We start from the raw sequence: 15,806 nt of genomic DNA on the forward strand, positions 1-15,806 counted from the left end.
CCGACCGGGCATCTCACCCCTACGGGTGAGCGCGGTCGGTATCGTTCAAGGCACCCGACCGGGGTGCCCCGGACGCGTTCCGAGATCCCGGGCACGGTGGCGATCCCACAGGTGGCGGGGGCGACCGCACCGGAGAACACGCGCAGAACACGCGCCGAACGCGTGCCGAACGCGCGCGGACAGCATCGAGAAGGAGTAGGACCGTGACGAGTACGTCAGCGCAGGGCCCGCGGCTGCGGCCGACCCTGGACGGCATCCCCACCTACAAGCCCGGCAAGCCGGCCGGCGCCGACGCGTACAAGCTGTCCTCCAACGAGAACCCGTACGACCCGCTGCCCGGCGTGCTGGAGGCGGCGGTCGCGGCGGCCGGCTCGCTCAACCGCTACCCCGACATGGCCGTCGGCGAGCTCAGCGAGGTGCTGGCCGAGCGCTTCGGCGTGCCCGTCGAGCACATCGCCACCGGCACCGGCTCGGTCGGCGTCGCCCAGTCGCTGATCCTCGCCACGGCGGGCCCCGGCGACGAGGTGGTCTTCGCCTGGCGCTCCTTCGAGGCGTACCCGATCATCACCCAGGTCGCCGGCGCGACCCCCGTCCCGGTGCCGATCACCGAGGCCGGCGACCACGACCTGGACGCGATGCTCGCCGCGATCACCCCGAAGACCCGGCTGGTGTTCGTCTGCAACCCCAACAACCCCACCGGCAACGTGATCCACCGCGCCGAACTGGAGCGCTTCCTGGACGCCGTCCCGTCCGACGTCCTGGTGGTCGTCGACGAGGCGTACATCGAGTTCATCCGCGACCCCGAGGTGCCCAACGGCATCGACCTCTACCGGGACCGCCCCAACGTCTGCGTGCTGCGCACCTTCTCCAAGGCGTACGGCCTCGCGGGCATGCGGGTCGGCTTCGCGATCGCGCACGAGCCGGTGGCCAACGCGCTGCGCAAGACCGCCGTCCCGTTCGGCGTCAGCCAGCTCGCCCAGAACGCCGCCGTCGCCTCGGTGCGCGCCGAGCAGGCGCTGCTGGAACGGGTGGACGCGCTGGTCGAGGAGCGCACCCGGGTGGTGGCCGGGCTGCGCGCCCAGGGCTGGGAGATCCCGGACTCGCAGGCCAACTTCGTCTGGCTGGGCCTCGGCGAGCGCTCGCAGGAGTTCGCCGTCGCGTGCGCCGAGGCCGGGGTGATCGTCCGGCCGTTCCCGGAGGGCGTCCGGATCTCGATCGGCGAGACCGAGGGCAACTCGATCTTCCTCTCGGTGGCCGAGGCGTTCCGCAAGTCGCTCTGATCCCTCCCTTCTCCGTAGGGGCGCGCCGTTCGCGGTGCGCCCCTACGGCGTTCCCGGGGGTCTGGGGCCGGTCGGCGGTGGGACCCGGGGCGCTGCCGGACGGCTGGAGATCACCGGAACTCACCGGAACTCACTGGGAGCCCGCTGGGAGTTCGGCCAACGACGGCCCACGGCACGGCCAAGGCGCCCGCGCGAACCGGGCGGTGTGACCGGAATGCCCGGATCCGCCCGGTCAGTCTTCTCCCAGCCCGCGCCCAGGGCTCCGCAAGAGCGCCCAGGAAAGCTGTCCGGCATGAAGGTGCTCCCGCGACGGCGAGGCGTCGTCCTCGTCAACTCCGCGCTCGGCGTGGCGCTCCTGGGCGGTGCCGCCCTGGTGTACGCCACAGTGAACAGCGGCACCAGTGCCGCCGCCGGCAAGACCCAGATCCGTACGGCGACCGTGGCCAAGGGAACGGTCCTGGCCACCGTGTCCGGAACCGGCACCCTGGTCTCACCGACCGACGCGGCCCAGGACTTCGCGACCGGCGGCCGGCTCACCTCGGTCAAGGTCGCGGTGGGGGACGCCGTCAAGAAGGGCCAGGTGCTCGCCACCGTCGACACCACGGCCGCCCAGCAGCAGGTGGACGCCGCCCAGGCGTCCCTCACCACGGCCAACGCCAACCTCACCAAGGCGCAGGCCGGTGTCACCACCACGACCACCCAGCCGCTGCCGGGTGCGACCTCCGGCGCCGGCGGCAACGGCGGCGGTGGTGGGGACCGCGGAGCGGGCGCGAACAGCACGCCCGCTCCGCAGACCACCACCATCACCACCACCAAGGTCGACGACGCGGCCGTCGCCCAGGCCCAGCAGCAGGTCGCCACCGCGCAGACCACCCTCGCCAACGCCCAGGCGGCGCTGACCGGCACCACCCTGACCGCCTCGGTGGACGGGACGGTCGCGTCCGTCTCGGCGAAGGTCGGCGACACCGTGGGCGGCGCGGGTTCCGGCGGCTCGTCCGGTTCGTCGGGCTCCACCGGGTCGACCGGGTCGACCGGCAAGTCGTCCACCGGCAGCACCGCCTCGGGCGGCGCGCCGAGCGGCTTCATCGTGCTGACCAACCCGACCGGGATGCAGGTCACCGCCAACTTCTCCGAACTGGACTCGCTCAAGCTCAAGAAGGGCGAGGCGGCCACCGTCACCCTGAACGCGCAGTCCGACACCAAGCTCAACGCCAGTGTCCTGTCCGTCAGTTCGCTGCCCAGCAGCGGCGGCGGCAGCGCCGGCTCGACGGCCGTCCAGTACGCCGCCACGCTCCAGCTCAGCGGTGACACCAGCGCGCTGCGCACCGGCCTGAGCGCCACCGTCCAGGTGATCACCGGCGAGGCGGACAGCGCGCTGTCACTGCCCACCTCCGCGCTCTCCGGCACCGGCGCCAGCCGCACCGCGACCGTGGTGCACCCGGACGGCTCCAGCGAGCGGGTCAGCGTCGGGGTCGGCGTCGAGGGCGACAGCACGGTGCAGGTGGTCTCCGGGCTGAAGGAGGGCGACAAGGTCGAACTCCCCACCACCAGCGGCGGCAACGGCTTCCCGAACGCCTCCTTCCCGGGGATCGGCGGCGGCCAGGGCCGTGGCGGCCAGGGCGGCGGCGCCGGCCTGGCGGGCGTCGGCGGGGGCGGCGGTGCCGCCGGCGGCGGCGGGGCCGGCCGGGGCGGTAAGGGCTGAGCATGCGTCACGTCATCGACAAGCGCGTCCCGGCGGCGCCCCCGCCCGTCATCCAGCTGCGCCGGATCACCAAGGCGTACGGGCACGGCGACGCCGTCGTGCACGCGCTGCACGGCCCGGAGGACCCGGACACCGGCGGCCCGCTCGGCGTCAGCCTGAACATCCACCAGGGCGACTACGTCGCGGTGATGGGCAGCTCCGGCTCCGGCAAGTCCACCATGATGAACATCCTCGGCTGCCTGGACGTCCCGACCGCCGGCCGCTACCTGCTGGACGGCATCGACGTCGGCCACCTCGACGAGGGGCAGCTCGCGCTGGTCCGCAACCGCAAGATCGGCTTCGTCTTCCAGTCCTTCAACCTGATCCCGCGCACCACCGCGCTCGCCCAGGTCGAGCTGCCGCTCGCCTACGCGGGCGTCCGGGCCTCGGAGCGGCGCCGCCGGGCCCTGGCCGCGCTCTCCCTGGTCGGCCTCGCCGAGCGCGCCGGGCACCGGCCCAACCAGCTCTCCGGCGGCCAGCAGCAGCGCGTCGCGGTCGCCCGGGCACTGGTCACCGCACCGGCGATGCTGCTCGCCGACGAGCCCACCGGCAACCTGGACAGCCGCTCCACCGAGGAGGTCCTCGACCTCGTCGACGCGCTCAACGCCACCGGCCGCACCGTCGTCCTGATCACCCACGAGGACGAAGTCGCGCGGCACGCCAAGCGGGTGCTCCGGCTGGTCGACGGCCGGATCGTCAGCGACGTCCGGCAGGCCCCGGTGGACGGGCCGCCGCCGCTGCTGCGCGAGCTGGGGGTGTCGGCGTGATCCTCTGGCAGATGCTCCGCTTCGCGGTCGGCGGCCTGGCCGCCAACAAGGTGCGCTCGGCGCTCACCATGCTCGGGGTGCTGATCGGCGTCGCCTCGGTGATCCTGCTGCTGGCCGTCGGCAACGGCTCGTCGGTCGCGGTGAAGGAGTCGATCACCTCGCTCGGCACCAACTCGCTCACGGTCAGCTCCGGTTCGGCCAGCGGCGGCGCCCGCGCCACCTCCTCGGTGAAGAAGCTGACGGTCGCCGACGCCAAGGCACTGGCCGCCGACACCGACTCGACCGCGATCAGGTCGGTCGCCCCCGTGGTCACCACCAGCGGGACGGCGCTGTACGGGGACATCTCGTACAGCCCCGGCTCGATCGTCGGCACCTACCCGGCGTACTTCGAGACCGCCAACCAGAAGGTCGCGCACGGCGAGTACTTCACCGACGACGACGTGCTCGGCTCGCGCAAGGTCGCGGTGCTCGGCGCCACGACGGCCAAGCAGCTGTTCGACACCGTGGACCCGGTCGGCAAGAAGATCGTCCTCGGCGGCACCCCGTTCACCGTGGTCGGCGTGCTCCAGGCCAAGGGCGGCAGCGGCTTCACCGACCCGGACGACGTGGTGATCGCCCCGCTGCCGACCGTGCAGAACGCCTTCACCGGCTTCGGGGCCGTCAACCAGATCCTGGTGCAGGCCAGTTCGGCCGACAGCACGACCGCGGCCCAGGCCGAGATCACCCGGGTGCTGCTCGGCACCCACGCGATCGCCGACCCGACCAAGGCCGACTTCCGGATCACCAGCCAGTCCTCGCTGCTCACGGCGAGGGAGAGCACCACGAAGACCTTCACCGTGCTGCTCGGCGCGGTGGCGGCGATCTCGCTGCTCGTCGGCGGGATCGGGATCACCAACATCATGCTGGTGACGGTCACCGAGCGGACCAGGGAGATCGGCATCCGCAAGGCGCTCGGCGCCCCGCGCGCGGTGATCCTCGGGCAGTTCCTGACCGAGTCGACCCTGCTCTCGGTGCTCGGCGCCGGCCTAGGGGTGGCCGCCGGGATCGCCGGCTCGCACTTCAGCATCGTCGGCATCAAACCGGTGGTGATCCCCGAATCCGTGATCGGCGCGTTCGGCATCGCCGTCGCCATCGGGCTGTTCTTCGGCAGCTACCCCGCCAACCGGGCCGCCTCGCTGCGGCCGATCGACGCCCTCCGGCACGAGTAGGACTCCCATGAGCAACGAGATCGCCACGGTCAGCAGCAGCACGCCGGCCGAGCAGGTCGCCCTGCTCGCCACCCCGCCGGACGCCCGCGACGTCACCGCCGAGCTCGCCGCCCCGCCGCGGCGCAAGCTGCCCTGGCTCAGCCTGGTGCTGGCGGGGGGCGTCATCGCCAGCGGGGCCTTCGCGGGCGGGGTCTGGTACCAGCAGAACCACGGGACGAAGAGCGGCTCCTCGCACGCGACGGCCTCTGGGGCTGTGCCGCAGCAGCGGGCGGCCGGGGCGGCCGGGGCGAGCGGCGGCGGGTACGGGCAGGGCGGCTCCCGCCGGGGTGGTCAGGGCGGTGGTCAGGGCCAGGGCACTGGTCAGAGCCAGGGCGGGCAGGCCGGGCTCACCCGGGGCACGGTCAAGGCCGTCGACGGCACCACCGTCTACCTGACCGACGCCAACGGCAACACCGTCAAGGTCACCACCGGCGACGCGACGAAGGTCCAGCTCAACAAGGAGGGCAAGGTCGCCGACCTCCAGCCCGGCCAGAGCGTGACCGTCGTCGGCACCCCCGACGCCAACGGCGGCTACGCGGCCAGCCAGCTCGTCGAGGGCGCGGCCGCCGGTGCGGGTGGCGCGGGTGGCTTCGGCGGTGGCGGCTTCGGCGGCGGTGGCTTCGGCGGTGGCGGTGCTCCCAGGAACCCGTCCGGGGGCTGACCCCGTAGCTCCCGGACGCCGCGAGGCCCTCGCCCATCCCTGGGGCGAGGGCCTTCGCATGTGGTCAGTGTTGCTCGTCGCGGTCGTCGCCGGGGTGTGGCGTTTTGAGGGTCGCGATGGCACCGAGGGCCACGATGACGATCGCGGGCGCGAGGAGGAAGACCAGGGCCGCGCCGACGAAGAAGCTCATCACCCCCACGCCTCGTCCCGTTCCACGTCGCGGAGGAGGTGGAGGAGGTTGAGCAGAGTGCTCACGGGGGCGTTGCCGAAGTCGACGAGGATCCGGCCGTCGAGGGTGGTCTCGTGGGGGAAGGCGGAGCCCCAGAGGAGACCGTAGGAGCGTCCGCGCTGGTGCACCTCGCCGAGCAGGGCGACGATCTGGGGCGGGGTGTAGTCGCGCATCCGGGGGTCGTCCGGCGCGACGGGTTCGCGGGCGGCGCTCACACGGCGAAGTCCAGCTCGTACCAGACCGTTTTGCCGCGCTCCTGGGTGTCCACGCCCCAGCGGTGCGTGAGCCCCTCGATGAGCTGGAGCCCCCGGCCGGTCGTGGCCAGGTCGGGGAGCTGGTGTCGCTCGGGGAGGACGTCGCTCTCGTCCGAGACGGAGACCCGGAGGGTGCCGTCGAGGAGCGAGAGGAGGACGACGGGGGAGGCGGTCTTGCCGTGCCGCCAGGCGTTGACGACCAGTTCGGCCAGGGCGAGTTCGGCGAAGAAGATGGTCTCGGCGTCCCACCCGGAGCGGGTCAGGGCGTCCCGCAGGGACTGCCGGGCGAGCGCGAGCGAGGGGGTGTTGAGGGTGCACACGGGAACCTCCGCGAGGCTGCTGGTGTGGAGAGGGGGATGCCTTCAGCGCGTGGGCAGCAGGCGCCTACTGCCCGACGAACAGGCATTTCTGACGATCCATCGGATCGATCTGAAGTTGACGATAGCGCATCGGAACTTAAATTTAGGTAGTTGCGAGGAAGATCCCTCTCCCGGGGGACGGATGGTCCTTGCCGTAGCCGACGCGGCACACTGATCCCACAGGATGTTGAGAGGACGCCATGCCAGGTCGCCACAACCCAACCCTTCGTCAGCGTCGCCTGGGCGCTGAACTGCGAAAGATGAGAGAGCAGGCAGGCCTCGGAGGCAGCCAACTTGCCCGCGTGCTCGGCGTGAGCCCTGCCCAGGTGACGCAGATGGAGAGCGGGAAGACCAGCGTCAGCGTGGACCGGCTCCGGACAGTCGCCGATGCCTGCGAGTGCTACAACCAGCCGCTCATCGACGCCCTCAACGGCATCATCACAGTGCGAGACAAGGGTTGGTGGGAGCAGTACCGCAACCACATCCCCGACGTCTTCCTCGAATCCGCCGAGCACGAGGACTTCGCGGCAACGACGATCAGGGTTTGCGCGTCGACGTTCCTTCCGGGACTTCTGCAGACAGACGACTACACACGAGGAATCTTCAGTCGACGGATCCCTCGACTTCCTGCCGACGAACTCGATCTGCATGTCGCGTTCCGTTCGGAGCGCAGAACGAGGGTCCTTCAGAGCCCTCGGAAGAAGCTCGAAGCCTATCTACATGAGTCCAGTCTGCTCACACGCTTCGGTGGCACCGACGTGCTGCGAGGGCAGCTTCACAGCCTGATCGATGACTCCCTCAGGGATGACATAAGCATCCGCGTCATCCCCTTCACCGCCCACACCTATCCCGGACCGGTCGAGAGCCTCATCTACACCTCCGGGGAGGTGTCCGAGCTTGATACGGCCGAGGTGGAGTCATCGCAGGGCCCGATCTTCTTCGACGCCCCGAGCGAGCTTGAGTCCTATCGTGAAGTCTTCAACCGCATCGAGAAGGCTGCTCTCAATGGCGAGGATTCGCGAGATCTGATCCATCGCACGGCCAAGAACCTGAAAGGCTGAGATGTCTCAAGACCAATGGCAGAAGTCGTCCTTCAGTAGCTCCAGCGACAACTGTGTGGAGGTCCGCGCGGTCGCCGGACTGATCGAACTCCGGGAGTCCGACGAGGGCGAGGTCATCGTCCGCACCACCGCCCTCAAGTTCGCCGCGTTCCTCCGGGGCGCGAAGGCCGGGGAGTTCGACCACTTCACCGGTGACGCCTGAGCGAAACGATCCGGCGGCCCCTTGCTGCTCTCGCAAGGGGCCGCCGGTGTGACTGCTGTCAGTGCTGCGGGCCGGGCGGGGTGGTGGCGGGGGCGCCCGTGCCGGTGCCGGTGTTGTTCGGGTCGGACTTGGGTGCCGGGTCGGGGATGTCGGCCATCGGCAGGGACTTCTTGGGCGTGCCGCGCAGGGCCTGGTTCATGGCGTCCTGCCAGATCGGGCCGGGGCCGTCGGCGCCGAACACCTCGCTGTGGTACTTCCCGTTGATGGTGATGTTGCGCATCTCGACGCCGCCGTTGGGGCCGCCGAGCCAGACGGCGGTGGCGAGCTGCGGGGTGTAGCCGTTGAACCAGGCGGCCCGCTTGCGGTCCGAGGTGCCGGTCTTGCCGGCGATCTGCCGGTTGTCGTCCAGGTTGAGAGCCGCGCCGGTGCCCTTGTTCTCGGTCACGCCGTTCAGGACGGTGTTCATCGCCCGCGCCGTGTCATCGGAGAACGCCTTCTCGCACTGGCCGGCCGGGACGGGGACGTCCTTGCCGTCCACGGTGGTGATCTTGTTGATGGCGATCGGGGCGCAGTGCGTGCCCTGGGCGGCGAAGGTCGCGTAGATGTTGGCCATGGTCAGCGGGCTCATCTCCTCCACTCCCAGCGCCATCGCGGGGACCTCCTCCAGCGGCTTGCCGCTGGCCTTGCCGGTGACGCCCAGCTTGTTGGCCATCTGCTTGACCGCGCAGAGGCCGATCTCCTGCTCCATCTGCACGAAGTAGGTGTTGACCGAGAGCGCCATCGCCTGCTTCAGCTGGTAGGGGCCCTTCTCGTTCTCGCTTTCGTTGGGCACCACCGTCTTGGGCCGGCCCTGGTTCTTCCAGGTGCCCTCGCAGGTCTTCATCGTCGGGTATTCGAGCTTGTTCGGGGCCGAGTACTCCTGGGTCGCCGGCAGGCCCGCCTCCAGGGCGGCGGCCGCGACGACCGGCTTGAACGTGGAGCCGGGCTGGAAGCCGTTGCCGCCGCCCATCGCCGCGTCGACGTTGAGGTTGACGACGGTCTGGTTCTTGTTGGCGTCCAGGCCGTACGGGCGGGTCTGGGCCATGGCGAGGATCTTGCCGGTGCCCGGCTCGACCATGGTGGCGGCGGCCGAGACGCTGTCGGTGATCTTCACGTTGGAGGTCACGGCGTTCTGGGCGGCGGCCTGCTTGTCCGGGTCCAGCGTGGTGTAGATGTTGAGGCCGCCGGTGTCCCAGAACTTCTTGCGGTCGGCGGCGCTCTGGCCGAACGCCGGGTCCTGCTTGACCACGTGCCGGACGTAGTCGCAGAAGAAGCCCATGCCGCCCTGGGCGGTGGCGGTGATGCAACCGTTCTGCGGGTCCTTGAAGTTGAGACCCAGCGGGGCGGCCTTGGCCTCCTTGGCCTGGTCCGCGGTGATGTGCTTGTTCTCCAGCATCTTGTCGATGACCGTGTCCCGGCGCTTCTGCGCGGCCACCGGGTGCAGCTTCGGGTCGTACTGGGAGGGGTTCTGCACCAGCCCGGCCAGCATGGCGGCCTCGGCGATGGTCAGGTCCTTGTTGCTCTTGCTGAAGTAGCGCTGGGAGGCTGCCTCCACGCCGTAGGCGCCGTTCCCGTAGTACGTGATGTTGAGGTAGTTGGTGAGGATCTGGTCCTTCGACAGGTCCTCCTCCAGCTTGATCGCGACCTTGAGCTCCTGGATCTTGCGACCCAGGGTCTTGCGCTGCGCCTCCAGCACCGCGGCCTGGTCCTCGCCCGCCTTCTCGACGTTGACGTTCTTCACGTACTGCTGGGTCAGCGTCGAGGCACCCTGCGAGGCGGTGCCGCTCTCGGCGTTCTTGCTGATCGCGCGGAGCACGCCCTTGAGGTCGACGGCGCCGTGCTCGTAGAACCGGGCGTCCTCGATGTCGACTTGAGCCTGTCGCATGAACGGCGACATCTGCTCAGGAGTGATGACCGTGCGGTCGCGCTCGTACACCTTGGCGATCAGGCCGCCCTTGGCGTCGAAGATCTGCGTCGCCTGGGTGAGCGGCGGGGTCTTGAAGTCACTGGGGATGTCCTCGAAGCCCTCCGCCGTGCCCTTGGCGGTCAGCCCGAAACCGCCGGCGGCGGGCAGGACGAGGCCAGCCAGCAGCACACCGGACACCACGCTCGCCGCCAGGAAGATCGCACCGAAGCGGGCCAGCCGGAGCGGCGTCCTGCGGGGCGGGGGGAGAGCCGCACTGTCGGAGGAATTCAATATCGGAGGGAGATTCGATTCCATCCCGGAATGCTAGTCCTCACACACTCTGCGGATCGAACGTTTTTTCGCTCAAGGCTGTCACGGCTGTGCAACAGATAGCGGAAGTCGACCACGGCGCGTCAAATCGCATACGCACCAAATTGGCGCAATAGAAATACAGCCCGCCTTTAACTAATCCAGCCCCCCCGAGGCATGACCACGGACCATGCCTGCGGCACCCGTGGCTCCCGCCGGCCGCGCCCTCCCCCTCTCGCGGCCCTGACACCACTTAGATGCCGCGAACGGGCCGAAAGGTTGCCTACGCCCGGTGAGCCCCGACGCCGACTCGTGCGATCCGCCCCCACCCAGCCCCACCGACGGCACCCCTGCGCGCCCCGCACCCAGTCGCCGGCGGTACGTCACGGCGCTGCCCGCGCCCCGGCGCAGGAAGTCGGCCGAGCCGACTTCCTGCGCCGAAGCCGCCTCCCCCTCGCGCCCACCCGCGCGAGGGGCTGCCGCCGGACAGGCGTGCGGTCGATGAACTTCTGATCACCTGTTCGAAGTTGGGCGGTTTCCAGTATCGGAAACGCGAACCTCTTGCCGTGTCGTGGTTGCCTCGGGAGCATCGTGGGGGTGGCGAGCGATCGAGGGGGCAATGGTGGAGCTGACAAGGCTTGTGGGTTCCTGTGACGAGGGTGATTGTCCAACTCTGTACCTGACTGATCGGGGCACGCTTGCCGTCCAGGGCGTGCAGGTGACCGAACACGACCTCCGAATCCCGGCTCACGAGATCCTGGTCGAAATTCCCGTCGAACTCATTCGAAAGGCCGTTCGTGACAACCTCATCTAGGACCCTCGGAGACTGGTTCTCGGTGTTCAACCGGGATGCTTTCCGGTTGGAGACGTTGGACGACTACAGCCAGTCGGGCGGAGTGGATGCCTACCGTGCATTCCTCGCCGGCGAGGACCAGCCGGAGGACTTCAAGACCGCCGACTGGGTCAGGACAGTGGCCGACGCCACGTGTGCCGGTAAGCGCATGTATCGGGTTCACATCCTCGCGCGTCCGCTCACCGACTACCTTCGGTTCGAGCTCGGATGGGGATACCAGCGGAACATGGCGGCTGGTGAGGAATTCTTCATTCTCGATACCACCAGCCAGGAGAACCCGGTCCCGGAGGCTCCGGACTTCTGGCTGTTCGATGACGAGACCGTGGCTGCGATGAGCTATGACGGGAACGGCAAGTATCTCGGAAGTGAATTCCTCGACGGCGGTCGGATCGATGAGTTCAGGGCGTACCGTGACACGGTGATGGCGCGGTCCGTGCCGTTCGCGGAATGGTGGGACCAGTACGGCGAGTGAACAGAACACGGCTCGGGTCGGCGCTGCGGGAACTTCGGCAGGCTTCAGGCAAAGAAGCCAAGGCCGTGGCTCGCAGCGCTGTCATGTCTGCGAGCAAGTTGAGCAAGATCGAGACCGGCAAAGTGTCACCCACCGTCGTCGACGTGGACCGCATCCTCACGGCTATAGGCGTGTCCGATGACGTCAAGGCCGAGTACATGGGTGCTGCGCGGGCAGAGGCCACGGAGGCGACAGCGTGGCGTCTGATCCGGCGTCTGGGCTACCACCGCAAGCAGCAGCAGATCAAAGCGTTGGACGACTCGACCAAGCTTCTTCGCCTGTTCCAGCCTTCCCTGGTTCCCGGGCTGCTGCAAACCCCGGAGTACGTGCGTGCCGTGTTCGCGAGAAGGGGCCTCACCGAAGAGCAGTTGTCGAGGGTGGTCGCAGCACGCCTTGCAAGGCAGCAATCCCTCTACGACACCACCAAAACGCTGCGGTTCGTCATCACCGAGCCTGTTCTCCGATGGCGCCTCGTTTCAGCCGCGATGATGGCTGGCCAGCTGGACCGCATCATCTCCGTTTCTCGCCTGCCGCATGTGGATATTCGAATCGTTCCTCTCGCCGCGCCTCAATCCGACGTGCCGGGGCACTCCTTCGTCATCCGGGATGACCGTACAGTCACAGTTGAAACCGTCCATGCGGAGGTAGTGGTCACTGACCCGCGCGACGTTGAGATCTATGTTCGAAAGTTCGACGGATTTGCTGACATGGCTTATTTCGGCGATGAGATGCGCAGTTTGGTCGAGAAAATTCTGGACGAGTTCTTGAGGGAACAGGAAATCGTCTAGGAAATAGGTCTCCCTGCCCATAGCTTGGTGCCCGGTCCAACGGCGCTGAGCGCAGTGTGGCCGAGGTGTGGCAGGCCGCGCGCGGTAGTGCGCGGCCTGCGATTCGATGAGGCGCAACAACAGGGAGGTATAGATGTCCACCATCGTTATGAGCCGGGCGCGGGGAGTCCCGGTTTTCGACCGGGTGGAGTCCCGGCTGCCGATGGGCACGGCCGGGGCGACGCCGCTGCCCGAGTTGGACGGCGAGCGTGGCCCGGAGAGCCCGTTCGCCTTCCGGTTCCTGGTGCCGGTCACCGGGGCCGGGGGCATCCTGTCGGCCGACATCGACTACGACGACGACACGCAGACGTGCACCTACGAGGGACTCCCGCCCGGCGTCTACATGACCAGCACGCCGCCGAAGACGTACGGCCCGACCCAGCCCACTGGGCAGATGGACGCGCCGGACGACCCGGGAAGCAGCGACGACTGAGATGCCGACCGCCGATGCCGTCCTCGTGCTCACGGGGGCGTTCGATCCCACCGCCGACCTCGTGATCGAGGAGCTGAATCGGCGCGGTACCCCCGTCTTCCGGGCGGACACGGCGTGGTTTCCGTCGAGGTTGGCCCTGTCGGCCAGCCTCGACGGGGCGGCCGGCTGGTGCGGGACGCTGGCCACGGAACGACGCACGCTCGACCTCTCGGCGGTACGAGCGGTCTACTACCGTCGGCCGACCGTGCCGGAGTTTCCGGAGTCGATGTCCTCCGAGGCCCGCGGCGTGGCGTCCGCCGAGGCGCGGCGCGGGTTCGGGGGTCTGCTGTCCGCGTTGCGATGCCGCTGGCTGCCGCCGCCAGGCCGTGCTGCTGACGCCGAGTACAAGCCGTTCCAGCTCCGGGTGGCGGCTGAATCGGGGGTGCGAGTCCCCCGGACGTTGATCACCAACGATCCTGAAGCGGCAAGGGAGTTCGCGACCGGCATCGGGAAGCCCGTGGTCTACAAGCCCTTCACGCCAATCCGCGGGACGCTCGATGGCTGCTCGGTCGCCGTGTACGCGAGTGTGCTGCAACCAGGCGACGCCGATCACCCGTCGATTTCCACCACGGCGCACCTGTTCCAGGAATGGGTGCCCAAGGCCCACGAGGTGCGGCTCACCGTTGTCGATGGCCAGTTGTTCGCCGCTGAGATCCACGCCAACTCGGACGCGGCTCGGGTTGATTGGCGCAGCGACTACGACAGCCTGACGTACCGGGTCTGCGAGCCGCCGAGTGAGATCGCGGTCGGGGTTCGGCGGATGCTCGAAAGACTCGCCCTCCCCTACGGCGCATTCGACTTCGTCGTTTCCCCCTCGGGCGAATGGACGTTCCTTGAGGTGAACCCGAATGGGCAGTACGGGTTCATCGAGCAGGCGACCGGCCTGCCCATCACCGCTGCCATCTGTGACTACCTGGAAGGATCGACCGGGCATGACCAGCGTCCTCGATGAGCAACTCCTGCGGATCGGGTTGGCCTCGGAGATCGAGCGGGGGAGCGCGGTACTGGCCTCGCGGGTGGTTGAGGCGTTCCTCAATGTCCCCCGGCATCCGTTCGTGCCGGTGTTCTACCGGGAGGAGGGTGGCGTCTATCGGGCGCGGCGTGCAACGGACAGCTCGTGGTTGCGGGAGGTGTATGCGGACCGGGTGTTGGTGACCGAGGTCGACGGGGTGCAGGCGGAGGACGCGGGACTGGATGGTCGAAAGGGTGTGGCCACCTCCTCGTCCACGGCGCCGAGCCTGATGGCGGACATGCTCGATGCGCTGGATGTCCGGCCTGGGGATCGGGTGCTGGAGATCGGGGCCGGGACGGGCTACAACGCTGCTCTGCTCTGCCACTTGGCCGGCGCGGCCCACGTCACCACGGTGGATCGCACCGAGCAGTTGGTGGCGACCGCCCGGGTGCGGTTGCGCGAGGTCGGGTTCGAGCCGACCGTCGCCCGGGGAGACGGGGCGGAGGGGCACCCCGGCGGAGCGCCGTTCGACCGGATCATCGCCACGTGTTCGGTGCGGCGGATTCCGCAGGCCTGGCTTGACCAATGCGCGCCGGGCGGTCTCATCGTCGCCCCGATCGGTGATGTCCTGGGCGGAGGCGCCCTGGCCCGGCTGACCAAGCTGTCGGACGGGCGCGCGGCAGGGCGGTTCCTGCACCGGCCCGCCGGGTTCATGCCGCTGCGTTCAGGTGCCGAGCCCAGCCCGCCGGCTCGGGAACCGCGAGCCGGCGGGCGAATCACGGAATTCAGCGCCCGAGTTCTGGACGACTACGGGTTCTCTTTTTGGGCGGGTCTCCACCTCGCCCCCACGGTCATTCGGAACGGCCGTACCCTGCACGATCCTGCCGATGGCTCGGCCGCCCGCGTGCAGGACCACCCCGACGGCTTGTCCACGGTCGACGTCAGCGGCCCCCGCGACCTCTGGCAGGCCGTTGAAGCCGCGTACCAGAGCTGGCTCGAAGGCAACCGGCCGCGCCGTGAGTGGTTCACCGTCGAGGCGGGGCCGGAGGGGCAGTACGCGGGTTACGTGGCGCCGGACGGATCCTCGGTTCGGTGGGGGCTTTGAGGTAGCAGACCGATGTCGGAGACCGGGCCGAGGTGGGTGAGCTTGTCGGGGTTGGAGACGGCGTGGACGGCCTGGATGGTGCCGTCGGCGATGTCGAGTTCGAGGACGCTGGCGACGCGGCCGGCGGCGTCGTGGAGGACGGCGCCCGGGCGGCCGTTGACGGTGGCGGGCGTCAGCGTGACGCCGAGTTTGCGGTTGCGGCGGAGGCCGCCTATGAGGAGCTGGGCGACGCGGCGCAGGCCGGTGAGGGCCTTGCCGAGGGCGCGGGCCTTGCCGCCGCCGTCGCCGTGGAAGACGACGTCGGGGGAGAGGAGTCGGAGCAGGGCGTCCAGGTCGCCGCCTTCGGTGGCTTCGAAGAACCTGCGGGCGAGTTCGTCGGCCTCCGCCGTGCGCGCCCGGGTGTCGACGGCTTGGGCCGAGGGGACTAGGCGCTTGCGGGCGCGGGTGAGGATCTGGCGGCAGTTGGCCTCGGACTTGCCGACGGCGTCGGCGATCTCCGGGTAGCCGTACCCGAAGGCCTCGCGGAGCATGAACACCGCCCGCTCGGTCGGGGAGAGGGCCTCCAGCAGGACGAGGAACGCCATCGACAACGCGTCGGCCAGCTCGGCGTGTTCGGCCGGCCCCGGGCGGTCGGCGGTGACCACGACGGGCTCGGGCAGCCACTCGCCGACGTACGTCTCCCGGCGGACCCGGGCCGACGTCAGATGGTTGATGCCCAGCCTGGTCACCGACGTGGTCAGGTACGCCTTGAGGTTGGTGATCGTGGTCCCGGCCTGGTCGGCCCGGGTCAGACCGAGGAAGGCGTCCTGGACGATGTCCTCGGCGTCGCCCACGGAGCCCGTCATCCCGTAGGCGATGGAGAACAGCAGCGGCCGGTATCCGGTCGCGTCCGTGGTGATGGCTGATTCCGGCACTGGAACCCCTCCCTCGGTTCGCCGAGCAGGGTATCCAACGGCGCCCAGGCGGCAGTGGCGCAGATCACATCCTCACCTGTCACGGCCCGCCGGGGTGCCCTGTCTCAGAGGACACCA

General features: G+C 69.3%; 18 protein-coding genes. 13 read left to right on the top strand and 5 right to left on the bottom strand.

The genetic code is table 11. The features are described from left to right. Positions 1-203 precede the first annotated feature (203 nt). The 5 genes from hisC (at position 204) to ACIO9K_RS06030 (ending at position 5,696) form a co-directional block, all read left to right on the top strand. Complete coding sequence (hisC, locus tag ACIO9K_RS06010) at positions 204-1,280, top strand: histidinol-phosphate transaminase (RefSeq protein WP_363581574.1); 1,077 nt, start codon at positions 204-206, stop codon at positions 1,278-1,280. Positions 1,281-1,572: 292 nt separating this feature from the next. Beyond that, on the top strand, positions 1,573-2,982 hold the full coding sequence (locus tag ACIO9K_RS06015; RefSeq protein WP_400327321.1) for an efflux RND transporter periplasmic adaptor subunit: 1,410 nt from the start codon (positions 1,573-1,575) through the stop codon (positions 2,980-2,982). A gap of 2 nt (positions 2,983-2,984) precedes the next feature. Continuing rightward, the gene (locus tag ACIO9K_RS06020) at positions 2,985-3,788 is read left to right on the top strand and encodes an ABC transporter ATP-binding protein (RefSeq protein ID WP_350876857.1); all 804 of its coding nucleotides are present in this window, start codon (positions 2,985-2,987) and stop codon (positions 3,786-3,788) included. After that, positions 3,785-4,996, top strand: coding sequence for an ABC transporter permease (locus ACIO9K_RS06025; protein WP_363581570.1), 1,212 nt, complete (start codon positions 3,785-3,787; stop codon positions 4,994-4,996). Before ACIO9K_RS06020 ends, ACIO9K_RS06025 begins: the two co-directional genes overlap by 4 nt. A 7-nt stretch (positions 4,997-5,003) precedes the next feature. Beyond that, on the top strand, positions 5,004-5,696 hold the full coding sequence (locus ACIO9K_RS06030; RefSeq protein WP_363626281.1) for a hypothetical protein: 693 nt from the start codon (positions 5,004-5,006) through the stop codon (positions 5,694-5,696). Positions 5,697-5,760: 64 nt separating this feature from the next. On the opposite strand, the gene ACIO9K_RS06035 is transcribed toward ACIO9K_RS06030, so the two are convergent. The 3 genes from ACIO9K_RS06035 to ACIO9K_RS06045 are packed head-to-tail and all read right to left on the bottom strand — an operon-like array spanning position 5,761 to position 6,499. Next, on the bottom strand, positions 5,761-5,886 hold the full coding sequence (locus ACIO9K_RS06035; RefSeq protein WP_363621076.1) for a hypothetical protein: 126 nt from the start codon (positions 5,884-5,886) through the stop codon (positions 5,761-5,763). Beyond that, the gene (locus ACIO9K_RS06040) at positions 5,886-6,140 is read right to left on the bottom strand and encodes a hypothetical protein (RefSeq protein WP_363581564.1); all 255 of its coding nucleotides are present in this window, start codon (positions 6,138-6,140) and stop codon (positions 5,886-5,888) included. The genes ACIO9K_RS06035 and ACIO9K_RS06040 overlap by 1 nt, the downstream gene beginning before the upstream one ends. Then, entirely contained in the window at positions 6,137-6,499 is a 363-nt protein-coding gene (locus tag ACIO9K_RS06045) for an ATP-binding protein (RefSeq protein ID WP_400327325.1), read from the bottom strand. Before ACIO9K_RS06045 ends, ACIO9K_RS06040 begins: the two co-directional genes overlap by 4 nt. 239 nt (positions 6,500-6,738) lie before the next feature. Here ACIO9K_RS06045 and ACIO9K_RS06050 point away from each other — a divergent pair, with 239 nt between their 5' ends. Both ACIO9K_RS06050 and ACIO9K_RS06055 read left to right on the top strand, forming a co-directional pair. Then, positions 6,739-7,599 carry a helix-turn-helix domain-containing protein gene (locus ACIO9K_RS06050; RefSeq protein WP_400327327.1) on the top strand — a complete coding sequence of 287 codons (861 nt, stop codon included), beginning with the start codon at positions 6,739-6,741 and terminating at the stop codon, positions 7,597-7,599. A 1-nt stretch (position 7,600) separates the two neighbouring features. Continuing rightward, a complete protein-coding gene (locus tag ACIO9K_RS06055; protein WP_363581558.1) occupies positions 7,601-7,801 on the top strand; it encodes a DUF397 domain-containing protein in 201 nt (66 codons plus the stop codon). A 58-nt stretch (positions 7,802-7,859) separates the two neighbouring features. Here ACIO9K_RS06055 and ACIO9K_RS06060 read toward each other — a convergent pair whose 3' ends face one another. After that, the gene (locus tag ACIO9K_RS06060; RefSeq protein WP_400327329.1) at positions 7,860-10,061 is read right to left on the bottom strand and encodes a transglycosylase domain-containing protein; all 2,202 of its coding nucleotides are present in this window, start codon (positions 10,059-10,061) and stop codon (positions 7,860-7,862) included. 616 nt (positions 10,062-10,677) lie between these two features. Between ACIO9K_RS06060 and ACIO9K_RS06065 the strand changes: the two genes are divergently transcribed. The 6 genes from ACIO9K_RS06065 (at position 10,678) to ACIO9K_RS06090 (ending at position 14,775) form a co-directional block, all read left to right on the top strand. Beyond that, positions 10,678-10,869: a hypothetical protein gene (locus tag ACIO9K_RS06065; RefSeq protein WP_400327511.1), complete on the top strand. Its 192-nt coding sequence runs from the start codon at positions 10,678-10,680 to the stop codon at positions 10,867-10,869. After that, complete coding sequence (locus ACIO9K_RS06070; protein ID WP_400327331.1) at positions 10,853-11,380, top strand: DUF6879 family protein; 528 nt, start codon at positions 10,853-10,855, stop codon at positions 11,378-11,380. Before ACIO9K_RS06065 ends, ACIO9K_RS06070 begins: the two co-directional genes overlap by 17 nt. Next, positions 11,377-12,207: a helix-turn-helix domain-containing protein gene (locus tag ACIO9K_RS06075; RefSeq protein WP_400327333.1), complete on the top strand. Its 831-nt coding sequence runs from the start codon at positions 11,377-11,379 to the stop codon at positions 12,205-12,207. Before ACIO9K_RS06070 ends, ACIO9K_RS06075 begins: the two co-directional genes overlap by 4 nt. A gap of 133 nt (positions 12,208-12,340) precedes the next feature. Further along, the gene (locus tag ACIO9K_RS06080) at positions 12,341-12,679 is read left to right on the top strand and encodes a hypothetical protein (protein ID WP_400327335.1); all 339 of its coding nucleotides are present in this window, start codon (positions 12,341-12,343) and stop codon (positions 12,677-12,679) included. Between the two features lies 1 nt (position 12,680). Continuing rightward, positions 12,681-13,670: an ATP-grasp ribosomal peptide maturase gene (tgmB, locus tag ACIO9K_RS06085; protein ID WP_400327337.1), complete on the top strand. Its 990-nt coding sequence runs from the start codon at positions 12,681-12,683 to the stop codon at positions 13,668-13,670. Beyond that, positions 13,651-14,775 carry a methyltransferase domain-containing protein gene (locus tag ACIO9K_RS06090; protein WP_400327339.1) on the top strand — a complete coding sequence of 375 codons (1,125 nt, stop codon included), beginning with the start codon at positions 13,651-13,653 and terminating at the stop codon, positions 14,773-14,775. The genes tgmB and ACIO9K_RS06090 overlap by 20 nt, the downstream gene beginning before the upstream one ends. Here the strand turns inward: ACIO9K_RS06090 and ACIO9K_RS06095 are convergent. Continuing rightward, on the bottom strand, positions 14,733-15,689 hold the full coding sequence (locus tag ACIO9K_RS06095) for an RNA polymerase sigma-70 factor (protein WP_363621087.1): 957 nt from the start codon (positions 15,687-15,689) through the stop codon (positions 14,733-14,735). The genes ACIO9K_RS06090 and ACIO9K_RS06095 overlap by 43 nt on opposite strands. Positions 15,690-15,806 lie beyond the last annotated feature (117 nt).

Source organism: Kitasatospora sp. NPDC087271 (genome assembly GCF_044744605.1).
In the GTDB taxonomy this organism is placed as follows: domain Bacteria; phylum Actinomycetota; class Actinomycetes; order Streptomycetales; family Streptomycetaceae; genus Kitasatospora.

Coding starts and splice junctions, on each gene's coding strand:
- ACIO9K_RS06015 (WP_400327321.1), top strand. CDS start 1,573: ATGAAGGTGCTCCCGCGACGGCGAGGCGTCGTCCTCGTCAACTCCGCG.
- ACIO9K_RS06020 (WP_350876857.1), top strand. CDS start 2,985: ATGCGTCACGTCATCGACAAGCGCGTCCCGGCGGCGCCCCCGCCCGTC.
- ACIO9K_RS06030 (WP_363626281.1), top strand. CDS start 5,004: ATGAGCAACGAGATCGCCACGGTCAGCAGCAGCACGCCGGCCGAGCAG.
- ACIO9K_RS06035 (WP_363621076.1), bottom strand. CDS start 5,886: ATGAGCTTCTTCGTCGGCGCGGCCCTGGTCTTCCTCCTCGCGCCCGCG.
- ACIO9K_RS06050 (WP_400327327.1), top strand. CDS start 6,739: ATGCCAGGTCGCCACAACCCAACCCTTCGTCAGCGTCGCCTGGGCGCT.
- ACIO9K_RS06055 (WP_363581558.1), top strand. CDS start 7,601: ATGTCTCAAGACCAATGGCAGAAGTCGTCCTTCAGTAGCTCCAGCGAC.
- ACIO9K_RS06060 (WP_400327329.1), bottom strand. CDS start 10,061: ATGGAATCGAATCTCCCTCCGATATTGAATTCCTCCGACAGTGCGGCT.
- ACIO9K_RS06080 (WP_400327335.1), top strand. CDS start 12,341: ATGTCCACCATCGTTATGAGCCGGGCGCGGGGAGTCCCGGTTTTCGAC.
- tgmB (WP_400327337.1), top strand. CDS start 12,681: ATGCCGACCGCCGATGCCGTCCTCGTGCTCACGGGGGCGTTCGATCCC.
- ACIO9K_RS06090 (WP_400327339.1), top strand. CDS start 13,651: ATGACCAGCGTCCTCGATGAGCAACTCCTGCGGATCGGGTTGGCCTCG.